Here is a 13,843-nt window from a genome sequence, read left to right as displayed (position 1 = left end):
TCACTAGCCTTTAGCTATTGCATTGAAGCAGTGGCGACAAATTGGTTCGTAGGTGTCTTTTTCACCAAGTACAACCAATTTGTCGCTTTTTTTTGTCCTGTGTGAATGGTGAGCCAGATTCCCACACCTTACGCAGATAGCGTGAACTTTGGTTACATACTCAGCTACTGCCATTAATGAAGGCATCGGCCCAAAAGGGTTGCCAAGATAATCCATATCAAGCCCGGCAATGATTACCCTTACTCCGTTTGATGCCAATTGCTGGCACACCTCAACTATTGAGTTATCAAAAAACTGCGCCTCATCAATTCCTACTACCTCAACATCTGCCGAATAAAGCAAAATGCTGGCAGGAGAATCAACAGGAGTAGATCTTATTGCATTAGAATCGTGCGATACAACTTCAGATTCTGAATAGCGTACATCAATCATGGGTTTGAAAATTTCAACCCTCTGATTTGCGAATTTGGCCCTCTTAAGACGCCTTATAAGCTCCTCGGTTTTACCACTGAACATAGAGCCACAGACTACCTCTATCCAGCCCGCTTTTTTTGCACTTTCTAAAAACATTTTGCTTACTTTTGTGACTATACAAAGATAGTAAGAAGGATGCAAAATATTGAAAAAGTATCGGAAATTAAAGCAACAGTTTCCGCTATGCTTAAGAGCCTTGAACAGATAGAAAAAGGAGCTCAGATTCCTGAATCAAAGTGGGAAGAGCTAATGATTCAGGCTGATATAATAAGAGAGAAACTTGTTACATTAAGAAGCAGGGAGCTTAGGGAGATGATTGAGAAAATCTCTGCGGCAGAGGAGACAAAGAGGTTAGTTCAATCTTTTGCTGAACTTAAAAGAGCATTTTCTGATGTTCAGCTTAATATATCAAAGTCTGTAATACCCGTACCCTCTTCCAGCCATAAAAAATCTGAAGATTTTACAGAGAAGCCAAACTCAGTATTGTTTGAAGATGAAGGTGAGGAGATAGAGCTCTTTACTGATGATGATACAACGAGTATACTGGACTCTGCCCGTTCTTCAAAGCACTCGTGGAGGACAGATTTGCCGGGGAGCCATGTGGATGACATTAAGCATGCCATTACTCTTAACGATAAGCTTTTCTACATAAAAGAGCTCTTCAATGATGATGAGGAGCAGTACAGACTAAGTATAGAAAGAATAAACGAAATGAGAAATCTGGAAGAGGCGGTGGATTATATCAGAGGAGCATTCCCGGAGTGGGATGAAGATTCTCCAAGTGTTTACAGGTTCCTTATGATTCTAAGAAGAAGATTTGATGCCTAAACTTTATATAGTACCAACTCCTATTGGAAATCTTGAAGATATGACCTTCAGGGCCGTGAGGGTTTTGCAGGAGGCAGATCTTATACTTGCGGAGGATACAAGGACAAGCTCTGTACTCTTAAAAAGATACTCTATTACAACAAGAATGGAGTCCCATCATAAGTTCAATGAACATAAAACCATATCGTCAGTAGCTGACAGAATAGAAGGGGGGCTCACTATTGCTCTTATTTCAGATGCAGGTACACCAGGTATTTCTGATCCCGGATTTCTGTTGTCTAGAATATGCAAAGAGAGAGGTATTGATGTCGAGACTCTTCCCGGACCTACAGCGTTTGTGCCGGCACTTGTAAACTCAGCAATGCCTATGGATCGATTCTGTTTTGAGGGTTTTCTTCCACTGAAGAAGGGAAGACAGACAAGGCTAAAGGAGCTTTCTGAGGAGAGCAGGACTATGATTTTTTATGAATCACCATACAGATTGGTAAAGACACTCACTCAACTTGGAGAGTATCTTGGGTCAGAGAGAATGGCTTCAGTGTCACGAGAACTTACAAAAATTCACGAAGAGAACAGAAGGGGGACTCTGGAGGAGCTTGCGAAGTGGTATACTGTTAAAGAGCCAAAGGGTGAAATTGTTTTGGTGGTTGAGGGATTAAAGTGAACAGGAATTAATAACAAATTATTAAGGAGGTGAGAGATGAGCAGGGATGTTAGAAAGACGAGGTCTTATGCCAGGGGCGTAGTGACCTTGATTTTTTTTGTACTCGCGGTACAAGTGGCAATTTTTACTATTAAGAGCTATGAAAATACCAAAACAGTAGTTTTGCAAGGTGAAAGTGTCTCAGGTGCACTATCACCTGAGTCCGATAAGGCGGAAAAACCGGAAGTGTCAGAAACAGCTAATCCTGTTAAAAATAGTTCTGCCTATCAGCCAAAACGCAGAAATGAGGCATATGTTTCAACAAAACCTGAGGAGATTAGAGAAGAGCAGAAACCTGAAAAGAGTTCCCATTCTGATGTCTATGTTCCAATAGACCTGAAGTCAATATCATCAAGAGCTAAGCTGGAATTAAACTCAGCCGATTCATCGGACCTTGTATCCCTTCCTGGAATTGGACCCTTTTTTGCGTCAAAAATATTGGATTACAGGCGGAGGCTAGGGGGATTTGCTTTCAAGGAGCAGCTGATGGAGGTTTATGGTATAGACAGGGAGCGTTTCTCTGTTTTTGGGGATAGGGTTTGGGCCGACACCACTCTCATTTCCAGGATTAATCTATCTGAGGCTACTCAGGATGAACTATCGGAAAATCCTTATATAGGCTCTTATGCAGCGAGGGCGATTATTAAGTTCCGTGAGATTGAGGGGTCAGGAGCAGCTACACTTGCAGCGCTGGTTGCCAACAGAATAATAAAGGCAGAATTGGTGAAAATACTTAAATATTATTTTGAGTAATCAAGGATTTAATATCTTTGTCACCAACTAACCAAAAAATCTTCATTTTAATGAGTATTGTCAAATGTAACAATGTGGTTAAGAGATTTAACCAGTTTACCGCACTTGACAGTGTTTCCATTGATGTCCCAGAAGCATCAATCTTTGGACTTCTTGGTCCCAACGGGGCAGGAAAGACAACACTGATCAGGATAATTAATCAGATTACTGTACCGGATAGCGGAGAGGTTCTCTTCAGGGGTAAAGCTATTCAACCTAGTGACATTGCGTATATCGGCTATCTTCCTGAGGAGAGGGGATTGTATAAAAAAATGAAGGTGGGTGATCAGGCAATGTATCTGGCCAGACTGAAAGGAATGAGCCACGCCGATGCCTCCAGGGAGCTTAAACAGTGGTTTGTTAAATTTGGGATACAAGCCTGGTGGAATAAAAAGGTTGAAGAGCTCTCAAAGGGTATGGCTCAGAAGGTACAGTTTATAATAACAGTACTTCACAAACCATCATTGCTTATACTGGACGAACCATTCAGCGGTTTTGATCCGGTTAATGTTCAGATTATAAGAAATGAGATTCTGAACATGAAGGCAAACGGAACTACTATAATACTCTCTACCCATAATATGGAATCTGTTGAAGAGCTTTGTGATAATATAGCACTGATAAACAAATCAAAACTGATACTAACAGGAGCGCTTGATCAGATAAGGAGAGAGCATGGGAAAAATGAGGTTGAGGTTATATACAGAGGAGAGAGAGATTCAATTGCTCAAATGGATTCGCTTTACAAAATAGTATCTGACGAGGAGAATAAGGGGGAGAGGAGAGCCGTTCTGGAGGTTAACAGAGATGTTGTCTCTGCAGCAGTACTTGGAGAGCTTATTAAGGGGGCAGATATTGTCTCTTATAAAGAGTTAATCCCAAGGATGAATGACATATTTATCAAACTTGTAAGCTAGAGCAAAACTATGAAAATGGACAAATTATTTCTTATTATATCACGGGAGTTTTTAATCAGAGTTAAAAAGAAATCATTTATATTTCTTACACTGCTTACTCCTATCTTCTTTGCCTCCCTGATGATTCTTCCAACTGCCATAATGATGATGTCAGAGGGTGAGAAGGGCCAGAAAATTATTATATCCGATAAAAGTGGCGTAACAGAGGGCTTTTTTGCAGATAATGAAGAGTTTATCTGGTCTTATGATAACGATACCCCAGTAGATGACCTTAAGAAAACTTTTTCCGGAATGGGTTTTATTGCACTAGTAGATATCTCATCTCCGGATTCTCTTTTTAATGTCAGTGTCTCTGCCTACTCCTCCAAACAACTCAATGTAGATGCCATCGAGGCTATTGAGAAGGGAGTGGAAGATGCAATTGAGAAAAAGAAACTTCAAAGGTATAATATTGAAAATCTCAATGAGATTATTAAGGATTTAAACACCAATGTATCTGTCAAAACCTTCACTCTGGACAAAGAGGGGGGTGAGAAGAGATCAATGGTTGAGATATACATGGTTATAGCTTATGTAGCGAGTCTGCTGATCTATATGTTTATATTTATGTTTGGGTCTATGGTTATGAGGGGTGTAATAGAGGAGAAGACTACAAGAATTATTGAAGTAATTGTCTCTTCTGTTAAACCATTTGAACTGATGCTGGGGAAGATTCTGGGAGTAGGATCAGTTGCCCTTCTTCAGTTTACAATATGGATATTACTATCTGTAGGTATTGTTTCTGTAGCGCAAACTTTTTTAGGAGAAGATAGCCTCGCATCAACTGCTCAGATGACTCAAACGATAGCAGGATCACAGGTGACAGATTTGGATAATGTAACAATGGCTATTTCTGAAGACTCAACCCCTTTTCAAGAGATTATGAGTGCTCTTGGAAGTGTAAACTTTGTTGAAGTTATTTTATCTTTTCTTGCATATTTTATTCTCGGCTACCTGCTCTATGCTGCTCTCTTTGCAGCAGTAGGTTCAGCAGTTGATAACGAGGCAGATACTCAGCAGCTTGTTCTTCCGGTAACACTGCCTCTAATTATTGGACTCTTTCTTATGATGCATACATTCCAGCATCCGGGAAGCTCTCTCTCATTCTGGGGCTCGATGATTCCGTTTACATCTCCTATGGTTATGATGGCCAGAATCCCTTTTGGAGATGTGCCTCTATGGGAGCTTGCGCTTTCACTTGCTCTCCTCCTGGGAACCTTCCTCTTTATGACATATGTTTCGGCAAAAATCTACAGAGTCGGTATACTTATGTATGGTAAGAAGCCTAGTTGGAAAGAAATTATTAAGTGGTTGAAATACTAACAGAAATGAAGACTTTATCAAAATTTATTATAGTTTTGGCAATCACCGCCCTTTCAAGCTCCCTCTCTTTTGCTCAGGAGATGAGATTTGAATGGAGCGGTAGCAGAGTCGCAATGGATAGTACTCTTAACTATCCGGAAGAGCCAAAGGTCAAGGCAATAATCTCAAAATACAAACCATCTCTTGATGCAAAGATGCAGGAGGTAATAGGTGTATCAGAGGCAGAGATGAGATCCGGGAGGCCTGAGTCTCTGCTTTCAAATTTTGCAGTTGATGCTTTGTTTGAATTCGCACAAAGCAAAAGCGAAGGAAGGGTTGATTTTGCAGTAACAAATTTTGGTGGTATAAGAGCATCTTTGCCAGGAGGCAATGTAAGGCTGTATGATGTTTTCTCAATATTCCCCTTTGAAAATTATATAGTAATTCTGGATATGGATGGCAAAAGTGTGTTAAAGTTATTTGCCTCCTTTGCAAGAAACAGGGTTGAGGCATTCTCTGACAGCGTAAGGCTTGTAATTGATAAGGAGGATGGAGAGATTGAGCAGTTGCTTATTAATGGCAAGGAGATAGATAAAGATGCTGTTTACAGAGTGGCAACAATAGATTTTCTGCTTAGCGGAGGAGATAATGTTGTAGCTCTTAAAGATGCTGTTAAGATTGAGGAGACCGGTGCATTAATAAGGGATGCCATTATTGAAAAGATAAAGAAACAGACTGAAAAAGGGGAGAAGATCTCTTCATCAATTACAGGGAGGGTTAAATATGAAGACTAGAACTTTAATATCAATATTTGTCGCTGCTCTTATGCTCTCAACCTCCTGTGGAGTTGAGGCGCAGAATTTGGTAATACTCCACACGAATGATACACACAGTAATATTGAACCTCTTACATCAGGAAGAAATGCCGGTTTGGGTGGAGTCCAGAGAAGAGCTAATTACATAGCTTCAGTAAGAGCTGAAAATAAAAATGTATTGCTGCTTGATGCAGGCGACTATAACCAGGGAACTCCATATTTCACTCTTTTTGGAGGAGAGGTTGAGATAGAGCTCAATAATGCAATGGGTTATGATGCTGTTTCGCTTGGTAATCATGAATTTGACAACGGAGTAGATCATCTGGCAAACAGACTGAAGAAAGCAAAATACGCCACTCTATGTGCAAATTACGATTTTAAAGGTACTCCTCTGGCCGGGATAATTAAACCATACACTATAATCAAAAGGGGAGGTAAGAAGATAGGAATAATTGGTGTAATGCTCGATTTAAAAGGCTATGTAGCAGAAAATTCTCGTAAGGGAATCAAGTATAAAAATCCTGTTCCAATAGTAAACGAGCTGGCTGAGATGCTGAGAAACAAAAAGGGCTGTGACCTGATAATTGTTGTAAGCCATCTTGGATATGATGGTGGTACCCCTGAAAAACCTGCAGATAAGGAGCTGGCTGCACTTACTTCAAATGTGGATATAATTATCGGAGGCCACTCTCACACATTTATGGAGAGTCCGGAGAGAGTAATTAACAGGGATGGAAAGGGTATGATAATAAACCAGACAGGAGCTGCCGGTGTATTTGTAGGAAGGATTGGTATTACATTCCCTAATTAAAGAATTAATTAAATTTAAATTAAAAGATACCTCTACTTCTTTATGTAGAGGTATCTTTTAATTTTCTGTGTAGCAGTTTTTTCAAACTGTTGAGGCGTATCCTTTATAAGAGCAATCCTGGAGAATTTATTTACCCTTGAGTTCACATATTCGGATACCTCTTTTTTAAGATGCTCCATCTTCTCGTTAAAGATTTTGGTTGCCTCATCTTTTGTCTCCTCGTATGAATTAATAAGGATGTCTTTTTTCTCGTAATACATTGCGATAGCCTCCTCTTTAATGTCCTGGAGTGCTTTAATCTTATCAGGATTAAAGTGGACGAGTGCTACTAATTTTCCTTTGTAAGATGTTACTATCGACTCAGAAACCATAGGGTGAGCGTTGATAACAGACTCTATCTCTTCCGGATAAATGTTCTCTCCGCTTGGGCCAAGAATCATATTGTTTAACCTTCCCTTAATGTAGAGTCTTCCTTTCTTGTCAACAATCCCTAAGTCCTTTGTGCGGAAATAACCATCTTCTGTAAATACCTGTTCAGTTGCCTCGGGGTTTTTATAGTAACCCATCATTATGTTAGGCCCTTTTGCGACAATCTCTCCCTCTCCGTTTTCCGGATTTGGATTGTCGATTCTCAGTGTAACTCCGTGTATAGCAGGTCCTGTGGATTGCCACTTTACCCATTTTCCCACTGCGCCTGCCAGAAGCGGGGCGGACTCGGTAAGTCCATATCCAATTGCATAAGGAAACTTCCCCTCAAGAAGGAACCTCTCTACAGTTCCGTCAAGTTTTGCTCCACCTATTCCAAAAAATCTTATCCTTCCACCAAATGTTTTCATCAGTTTTTTACCGGCAACCTTGTGAAGAAGTTTTCTTCCCGCAGATGTGCCGTAAATAGACCTCATAAGGCTGGATGATGTAAATTTAGGAAGGACACTGTTCTTGTATATCTTTTCAATGATCAAAGGGACACTAAGCATTGTTGTCGGCCTTACCTTAGCAAGAGCCTGAACAAGCAGGGATGGTGTGGGAGCCTTCTCCATATAGTATACTGATGCACCACTCATCATAGGAAGCATCATACTAAGACTATTCTCCATTGTATGAGAGAGTGGAAGAACTGATAGCCACACATCCCACTCAAAACTTGGCCTGAGCTTATAAGCTGCATAGAGATGTGTGCACAGATTTCGGTGACTGAGCATCACCCCTTTGGAATTGCCGGTTGTGCCCGATGTATATATAATGGCAGCAAGCTCTTCTCTTACAGGAGGATTTGTGTTTTCCACTGAAGCAAAACTCTGTGATTGAATCACTTCAAGAGTGTCAAGATTAATAACCACTTTAAGTTTTGAGATTCTCTCAGCAGAAATTTTGGAAGTTAACCTGGATGAAATCAGTAAAGCAGTGCTCTCTGAGTGCTCCAGCACATTCTCTATTTCTGCCTCCGAAAAGTCAGGAAGAACAGGTACTGCAATACGATTAAATGCAACAGCAGCAAAATAAGCTACAGGCCAGTTTGGCATATTCTGGCCTAGAATTGCTACTTTTTCATTATCTCCTACTCCGGAACTGAGTAAAGTGTTATTTAATTTATTAGTTTGTTCTCCAAATTCTTTATAAGTGTAATTAAGACCGTCTATGTATGCGAATGCTTTGTTGTCCTTGTATTTATCTATACTGTAGTTAAATAGGTCTTTTAATGTTTCAAATTCCCTGATATTATCCATCTGCTTTTTTAATGTACGGGTGTAATACAACAAGAATCATTCCAAATCTTTACCAACTGTAAATTTCTCAGGAAATTTTCCCTCTACACCTTTATCTTTATACCATTGACGAATTCTCTTTAAATCTGCCTGAACATCATCGGTAAGTTCAAACTTAACGCCTCTTCCCACCTCTTTTCTCTTCCAGTCAAAGTATCCTAAATAGACAGGAACATTTGCTGCCTTAGCTATGGTATGGAAGCCGGTTTTCCATCTCTCTGTTGCACTTCTGGTTCCCTCGGGAGCAATGGCTAAATGGAGAACCTCTCTTGTCTGGAACTCTTTGATTACCTGAAGAACCAGATTTGCCCCTTTGCCCTGTTTTACAGGAATTCCACCCACAGATCTAAGAAATTTGCCAAACGGCCATTTAAAAAAACTCTCTTTAACCATGATATAGGCTTTGTGCCCTTCTGAGTTATAGTAAAGCAGAGAGATTATAAAATCCCATACAGAGGTATGAGGCACGCCCAAAATGATGCACTTAGGCTCAGGAACAGGAGGTTCCATCACCTTCCATCCCATTACTTTTAATAGAAATTTGTAAAATTTTTGCATTTCTGTTTATTCTATCTCGTCTCCGGAAGTTATTCTTACTGAGAAATATTTGTAAGCTGACTCTTGTCCGGTTGCAACTGAATATGTCTTGTATCCTCCACTGAGGTTGAAAACATTCTTAAATCCGTTCTGTGACAGAATTCTTGCAGCCAGATAGCCTCTTAAACCAACGGCACAGTATATTACTACTCTTTTGTCAGCAGGTATCTCATCCAGTCTTAATCTGATCTCATCAAGAGGGATGTTAACAGATCCGGGTATGGCTGACTCCATGTGCTCCTCAGCAGTCCTTACATCAATAAGTATATCTCTCTCAGGATTTAGGTATTCAATTTCTCTCCAGGTAGTAATTTTAACTTTACCGGAGAGTATATTGTCAGCAACAAATCCGGCCATATTTACCGGATCTTTTGCAGATGAAAATGGTGGGGCGTAGGCGTGTTCAAGCTCCATAAGGTCATAAACAGAGCCACCTCTGCCGAGTACAGATGCAAACATCTCAATTCTCTTATCAACACCCTCAAAACCTACAACCTGAGCACCAAGGAGCTTTCCGGTATCGGGAGCAAATGTAATTTTTACAGAAAGAGGCAGAGCATTTGGATAGTAACCTGCGTGTGAGGCAGAGTGGGTATATGAGTCAATATGTTTAATACCCTCTTTTTCCAGCCACTTTCCACTCATACCTGTGGATGCCACAGTAAGATCAAATACTTTAGCTATTCCTGTGCCTATTGATCCTTTGTACTCTGACCTGTTTCCGAATACCATATTATCTGCAGCAATCCTCCCCATTTTATTGGCAGGACCTGCAAGAGGTATAAGTACAGGCTTGCCGCTTACAAGGTGAGTAACCTCAACTGCGTCGCCAATAGCATATATGCTCTCATCAGATGTTTGGAGATATTTATTGATTTTTATACCTCCGGTAGTTCCAATTTCAAGACCAGCCTCCCTAGCCAGGCTCACTTCCGGCCTTACCCCGATGCTCCATATTGCCATATCTGCAAAAATACTTGTACCGTCGTCGAGAAGAGCTTCAATGTATGAACCACTATCTTTAAACTCTTTAACACTTTTAGAGAGATGTAGCTTAACTCCTTTTGCTTTTAGCTCAAGGTGAACAATAGAGGCCATTGAAAAATCGAGATGAGCCATTACCTGAGGTGCCATCTCAATCAGATTAACTTTAATCCCTAAATGTCTGAGGTTTTCAGCCATCTCAAGACCAATAAAACCTCCTCCGACAATAATTGCACTTCTTATACTGTTACTCTTTATATGCTCTTTAATTTTGTCAGTATCTGGAACATTTCTCATTGTAAAGAGACGTGGATTGTCCAGCCCGGGAAGAGGTGGCTTTAAGGGCTCCGCACCCGGTGAAAGAACAAGCTTGTCATAACTTTCAGAGTATATTGCTCCGTTTAGATTATCCTTAACCTCAACTCTCCGGGTCTCCCTGTTAATTGAGATTACTTCGCTTCTTACTCTTATGTCTATATCATACCTGCTTGTTATTCCCTGAACTGTCTGAACAAAAAGTTGCTCTCTTTCAGGGATTATATTCCCTATGTAGTAGGGTAAACCGCAATTTGCATATGATATATAATCTCCTCTTTCAAATAATACAATTTGAGCCTTTTCGTCAACTCTTCTTATTCTTGCAGCTACGGTAGCACCTCCTGCTACCCCTCCGATAATTACATACTTCATTTATTACAAATTTAATAGGTTTTGCAGCTCCTTTCCAATTCCCAAACTTTTGCTGCTCATCTCTGTTATTTTTGCCTTGCCCTCCTCTGTAAGTGTAAAGATCATCTGTCTTTTGTCCTCTTTTCCCATTGTTCTGGTAATAAATCCTTTCTGCTCTGTAGTATTTATTATTCTGGAGCCTCGTGAGCTGGAAAGACCAATAAATTCACAAATATCGTTAGCGCTTCTTGGGGTGTCGTCCTTTAGAGCACACAGCAGCATAGCCTCGTTAATTGTAATATCATTCTTTGTCTGGAACTCTCTTTCAAAGAGGTACAAGGTCCTGTACAGATCTTTAATTTTACAAATCTCCTCCATAATTATTTGCTATTATAAATAATCTTACAAAATAATACAAAATTTACAGATTTAACAAAAATATAATTTCCAATGGAAATTTGTTTTAATGGAAATAATTATTATTTTTGCATGTGAAATAATTTTAATATAAAAGATATGAAAATAAAGAGTCTCTCAATAATACTTCTGCTTCTTATAATGACTTTGCCTGCTTGCGGATCAGGAAAAGGGGGAGAAGATGTTAAAGTCAGCAATAGTTTAAATTCTGCAGAGGCAGCTATAAACTCAAAAACAAAAACTATTAAACTTACAAAGGCAGAGTTTTTAAAACTCGTAGTAAACTATGAGGAGAACCCTAACGAATGGAAATATCTTGGAGATAAACCGGCAATAGTAGATTTTTATGCAGACTGGTGTGGACCATGCAAAACTCTGGCCCCTGTCCTGGAGCAGCTTGCAGCTGAATATGAGGGTAAGATATACATATATAAAGTAGATACAGAGGCAGAGAGAGAACTTGCATCAGCATTTGGAATAAGAAGCATTCCTACAATGATCTTTATCCCGATGGGGGAGGATCCACAGGTAGCTCAGGGGGCACTTCCAAAGAATGTAATAAAAGATGCTATAAATAAAACGCTGCTTAAGTTATGAAGAAACTGTGCGCCATTAGAGATCTCCTCCGCTCACTAACAGATTACGAGCATAAGTTTCATAATGAGCATTCAATATGCCTTAACGAGGGTATGGTGCTTTGCTGTTTAAGGGATAAGAGGCTATCTTCAGGTGAAATAGCAGATGAAATAAATCTAACTTGTTCTAACACATCAAAATTGCTCAGATCTGTTGAGGAGAAGGGGTATATAAGCAGGGTGCTTGGAGAGAGAGATAAAAGGCAGATGTATTTTGAACTTACAAAAACGGGGATGGAGAAGCTTGAAAAGATTGAACACGATAATATTCAACTTTCAGAGCCTCTCAACTCAATGATTAAACCTTTAATTTGATTTATTATGGATATGTTTATAAAAAATGAGAGTAATCACAACCTTACAGATACTGTAGAAATAATTGAGAAGTCGCTTCTTGAGGCTAACTGGAAAATTATGCACACGCATCATCTTCATAACTCTCTGAAAAATCACGGATTTGATGTTCTTCCTGTGGTCGTTATGGAGGTTTGTCGCCCGGAGTATTCAGTTAAAATGTTATCTCTTGATGATGAACGATTGTTTTCATCTCTGATGCCTTGCAGAATTTCACTGTATGAGACATCAGACGGTAAAACATGGATATCCAGAATGAATTCGGGATCAGTTGCCCGAGAGGCAGGGGGTATAACACAGGAGGTAATGACAATAGCATTTAATGAAATAGAAAAGATACTGGCTCCAATAATTAAATAAAATGATTATGAAAAAATTACTTAATTTTTTTCTTTTTGGAAAGTCAACCGGTGAGGGTACGGCATCTTTAGGTTTGCTGATTCTCAGAGTTGCAGCCGGGGTTTTGATGATGACACACGGATGGTCAAAAATTCAGAATTTTGAAGGTATGGTAGAGAGTGGTTTTGACCCTGTTGGAATGGGTGCCACCCTCTCAGTTGTTATGCTGATTGGTGCCGAGTTTATTGCTGCACTGTTCATAGTTCTGGGTTTGCTTACAAGACTCTCTGCTGTTCCTCTTATTGTGGCAATGAGCGTTGCTGCATTTGTTGCACACGCATCAGACCCTTTACAGGTAAAAGAGCTTTCTCTGATATATCTGACAATTTTTGCATCATTGATGATAACCGGAGCAGGCAAATACTCTCTTGATTCAATACTTTTCAGAAATAAATAAGAGTGGGGTTCAGACCCACTCTTCCTTTATTATCTCTCCTTTGATTGACATCACAAGTAATTTCAGCGGGATGTTCCTTGATGCCATCTCTTTTGCCCTCTTTGCGATTTGAAGAAGTCCTCCGCAGCAAGGAACCTCCATAATCAGAACCGTAAGGGTATTTATTTTTGACTGATCAATCATAGAGACTAGTTTCTCAACATAGCTGTTAAGATTACTGTCCAGTTTAGGACAAGCTATAGCAAGTGTCTTGTTTTTCAGAAAAGTTTGATGAAAAGATCCGTGAGTAAAGGATGAGCAGTCAGATGCAAGTAATACATCGCTTCCCTGAAAGTATCCGGCTGAAGGATTAAGCAGATGTAACTGTACAGGCCACTGTTTAAGTTCACTTACATTTCCGGAGGGCTGGAAGGTGACAGTGGAAGGAGCAGCAGGTGCTATGCTTCTGAAATCTCTCTCCATTGATCCCGGGCATCCGCAAGCCATTCCTTTACCCTCTGTAGAAACAGGGATTTTGTGTTCGGTTGTTGCTGGTTTATCGGGACCGGTAATTTTTGATAAATCTATTGAGAGATTATTTTTCCGGCACCACTCAACGCCCTGATTGAACCACTCCATCTCTCCGTGATTTTTGAGATGCTGAAGATGAGCAAGAACTACTTTTTCACCCTTTACATGTATTCTCTCCATTACAGCAATCTCATTATATGGTTCAGTCTCTTTCTCAATAAGCTCAATTGCCCCAACAGGGCAATCACCAATACATGCTCCAAGACCATCGCAATAGAGGTCGCTTATCATCACCGCCTTACCGTCAATAAGCTGTAATGCACCTTCATGACACCCCTCCACACAATTTCCGCAACCGTTGCAAAGCTCTTCATCTATTTTAATTACTGTTCTTTTCATTTTTTTTAGTTAATTTTAATGGTGCAAAAATAGCT

16 protein-coding genes and 1 pseudogene are annotated in these 13,843 nt (G+C 39.9%); 11 read left to right on the top strand and 6 right to left on the bottom strand.

The window, feature by feature from the left end:
* Positions 1–3: 3 nt before the first annotated feature.
* Positions 4–570, bottom strand: coding sequence for a thymidine kinase (locus U5907_04480; GenBank protein ID WRQ33905.1), 567 nt, complete (start codon positions 568–570; stop codon positions 4–6).
* A gap of 39 nt (positions 571–609) precedes the next feature.
* On the opposite strand from U5907_04480, the gene U5907_04475 reads away from it, so the two are divergent.
* From U5907_04475 to U5907_04445, 7 genes are all read left to right on the top strand, one after another.
* Complete coding sequence (locus U5907_04475) at positions 610–1,302, top strand: hypothetical protein (GenBank protein ID WRQ33904.1); 693 nt, start codon at positions 610–612, stop codon at positions 1,300–1,302.
* Complete coding sequence (gene rsmI, locus U5907_04470) at positions 1,295–1,966, top strand: 16S rRNA (cytidine(1402)-2'-O)-methyltransferase (GenBank protein ID WRQ33903.1); 672 nt, start codon at positions 1,295–1,297, stop codon at positions 1,964–1,966. Before U5907_04475 ends, rsmI begins: the two co-directional genes overlap by 8 nt.
* A 114-nt stretch (positions 1,967–2,080) precedes the next feature.
* Positions 2,081–2,758 carry a helix-hairpin-helix domain-containing protein gene (locus U5907_04465; GenBank protein WRQ33902.1) on the top strand — a complete coding sequence of 226 codons (678 nt, stop codon included), beginning with the start codon at positions 2,081–2,083 and terminating at the stop codon, positions 2,756–2,758.
* Between the two features lie 50 nt (positions 2,759–2,808).
* The gene (locus tag U5907_04460) at positions 2,809–3,714 is read left to right on the top strand and encodes an ATP-binding cassette domain-containing protein (protein ID WRQ33901.1); all 906 of its coding nucleotides are present in this window, start codon (positions 2,809–2,811) and stop codon (positions 3,712–3,714) included.
* Between the two features lie 15 nt (positions 3,715–3,729).
* Positions 3,730–5,076, top strand: a complete 1,347-nt coding sequence (locus tag U5907_04455; protein WRQ33900.1) for an ABC transporter permease — start codon at positions 3,730–3,732, stop codon at positions 5,074–5,076.
* Positions 5,077–5,081: 5 nt separating this feature from the next.
* Positions 5,082–5,849: a 5'-nucleotidase C-terminal domain-containing protein gene (locus U5907_04450; GenBank protein ID WRQ33899.1), complete on the top strand. Its 768-nt coding sequence runs from the start codon at positions 5,082–5,084 to the stop codon at positions 5,847–5,849.
* Positions 5,839–6,681, top strand: a complete 843-nt coding sequence (locus tag U5907_04445) for a metallophosphatase (protein ID WRQ33898.1) — start codon at positions 5,839–5,841, stop codon at positions 6,679–6,681. The genes U5907_04450 and U5907_04445 overlap by 11 nt, the downstream gene beginning before the upstream one ends.
* Before the next feature lie 32 nt (positions 6,682–6,713).
* Here the strand turns inward: U5907_04445 and U5907_04440 are convergent, their stop codons facing one another.
* From U5907_04440 to U5907_04425, 4 genes and pseudogenes are all read right to left on the bottom strand, one after another.
* Positions 6,714–8,408, bottom strand: coding sequence for an AMP-binding protein (locus U5907_04440; protein ID WRQ33897.1), 1,695 nt, complete (start codon positions 8,406–8,408; stop codon positions 6,714–6,716).
* 36 nt (positions 8,409–8,444) lie between these two features.
* Positions 8,445–9,005 carry a 1-acyl-sn-glycerol-3-phosphate acyltransferase gene (locus U5907_04435; protein WRQ33896.1) on the bottom strand — a complete coding sequence of 187 codons (561 nt, stop codon included), beginning with the start codon at positions 9,003–9,005 and terminating at the stop codon, positions 8,445–8,447.
* A gap of 63 nt (positions 9,006–9,068) precedes the next feature.
* Positions 9,069–10,718, bottom strand: a pseudogene (locus U5907_04430) (FAD-dependent oxidoreductase).
* 3 nt (positions 10,719–10,721) lie between these two features.
* Complete coding sequence (locus U5907_04425; protein WRQ33895.1) at positions 10,722–11,075, bottom strand: winged helix DNA-binding protein; 354 nt, start codon at positions 11,073–11,075, stop codon at positions 10,722–10,724.
* A gap of 138 nt (positions 11,076–11,213) precedes the next feature.
* Between U5907_04425 and trxA the strand changes: the two genes are divergently transcribed.
* The 4 genes from trxA to U5907_04405 are packed head-to-tail and all read left to right on the top strand — an operon-like array spanning position 11,214 to position 12,899.
* Complete coding sequence (gene trxA / locus U5907_04420; GenBank protein WRQ33894.1) at positions 11,214–11,711, top strand: thioredoxin; 498 nt, start codon at positions 11,214–11,216, stop codon at positions 11,709–11,711.
* Positions 11,708–12,064, top strand: coding sequence for a winged helix DNA-binding protein (locus U5907_04415; protein WRQ33893.1), 357 nt, complete (start codon positions 11,708–11,710; stop codon positions 12,062–12,064). The genes trxA and U5907_04415 overlap by 4 nt, the downstream gene beginning before the upstream one ends.
* Positions 12,065–12,070: 6 nt before the next feature.
* Positions 12,071–12,463 carry a DUF302 domain-containing protein gene (locus tag U5907_04410; protein WRQ33892.1) on the top strand — a complete coding sequence of 131 codons (393 nt, stop codon included), beginning with the start codon at positions 12,071–12,073 and terminating at the stop codon, positions 12,461–12,463.
* A 7-nt stretch (positions 12,464–12,470) separates the two neighbouring features.
* A complete protein-coding gene (locus U5907_04405; GenBank protein ID WRQ33891.1) occupies positions 12,471–12,899 on the top strand; it encodes a DoxX family protein in 429 nt (142 codons plus the stop codon).
* A 9-nt stretch (positions 12,900–12,908) separates the two neighbouring features.
* On the opposite strand, the gene U5907_04400 is transcribed toward U5907_04405, so the two are convergent.
* Positions 12,909–13,808, bottom strand: coding sequence for a 4Fe-4S dicluster domain-containing protein (locus U5907_04400; protein WRQ33890.1), 900 nt, complete (start codon positions 13,806–13,808; stop codon positions 12,909–12,911).
* Between the last annotated feature and the right edge of the window lie 35 nt (positions 13,809–13,843).

The organism is Bacteroidales bacterium MB20-C3-3, from assembly GCA_035609245.1.
Lineage (GTDB): Bacteria > Bacteroidota > Bacteroidia > Bacteroidales > UBA932 > Bact-08.
Note: the sequence above shows the minus strand (reverse complement) of the source record. Positions and strands in the feature narration are given on the sequence as shown.

Excerpts from the sequence above, each read along its gene's own strand:
- U5907_04480 (WRQ33905.1), bottom strand. The coding sequence starts at position 570 with ATGTTTTTAGAAAGTGCAAAAAAAGCGGGCTGGATAGAGGTAGTCTGT.
- U5907_04475 (WRQ33904.1), top strand. The coding sequence starts at position 610 with ATGCAAAATATTGAAAAAGTATCGGAAATTAAAGCAACAGTTTCCGCT.
- rsmI (WRQ33903.1), top strand. The coding sequence starts at position 1,295 with ATGCCTAAACTTTATATAGTACCAACTCCTATTGGAAATCTTGAAGAT.
- U5907_04460 (WRQ33901.1), top strand. The coding sequence starts at position 2,809 with ATGAGTATTGTCAAATGTAACAATGTGGTTAAGAGATTTAACCAGTTT.
- U5907_04455 (WRQ33900.1), top strand. The coding sequence starts at position 3,730 with ATGGACAAATTATTTCTTATTATATCACGGGAGTTTTTAATCAGAGTT.
- U5907_04450 (WRQ33899.1), top strand. The coding sequence starts at position 5,082 with ATGAAGACTTTATCAAAATTTATTATAGTTTTGGCAATCACCGCCCTT.
- U5907_04445 (WRQ33898.1), top strand. The coding sequence starts at position 5,839 with ATGAAGACTAGAACTTTAATATCAATATTTGTCGCTGCTCTTATGCTC.
- U5907_04440 (WRQ33897.1), bottom strand. The coding sequence starts at position 8,408 with ATGGATAATATCAGGGAATTTGAAACATTAAAAGACCTATTTAACTAC.
- U5907_04435 (WRQ33896.1), bottom strand. The coding sequence starts at position 9,005 with ATGCAAAAATTTTACAAATTTCTATTAAAAGTAATGGGATGGAAGGTG.
- U5907_04425 (WRQ33895.1), bottom strand. The coding sequence starts at position 11,075 with ATGGAGGAGATTTGTAAAATTAAAGATCTGTACAGGACCTTGTACCTC.
- trxA (WRQ33894.1), top strand. The coding sequence starts at position 11,214 with ATGAAAATAAAGAGTCTCTCAATAATACTTCTGCTTCTTATAATGACT.
- U5907_04415 (WRQ33893.1), top strand. The coding sequence starts at position 11,708 with ATGAAGAAACTGTGCGCCATTAGAGATCTCCTCCGCTCACTAACAGAT.
- U5907_04410 (WRQ33892.1), top strand. The coding sequence starts at position 12,071 with ATGGATATGTTTATAAAAAATGAGAGTAATCACAACCTTACAGATACT.
- U5907_04405 (WRQ33891.1), top strand. The coding sequence starts at position 12,471 with ATGAAAAAATTACTTAATTTTTTTCTTTTTGGAAAGTCAACCGGTGAG.
- U5907_04400 (WRQ33890.1), bottom strand. The coding sequence starts at position 13,808 with ATGAAAAGAACAGTAATTAAAATAGATGAAGAGCTTTGCAACGGTTGC.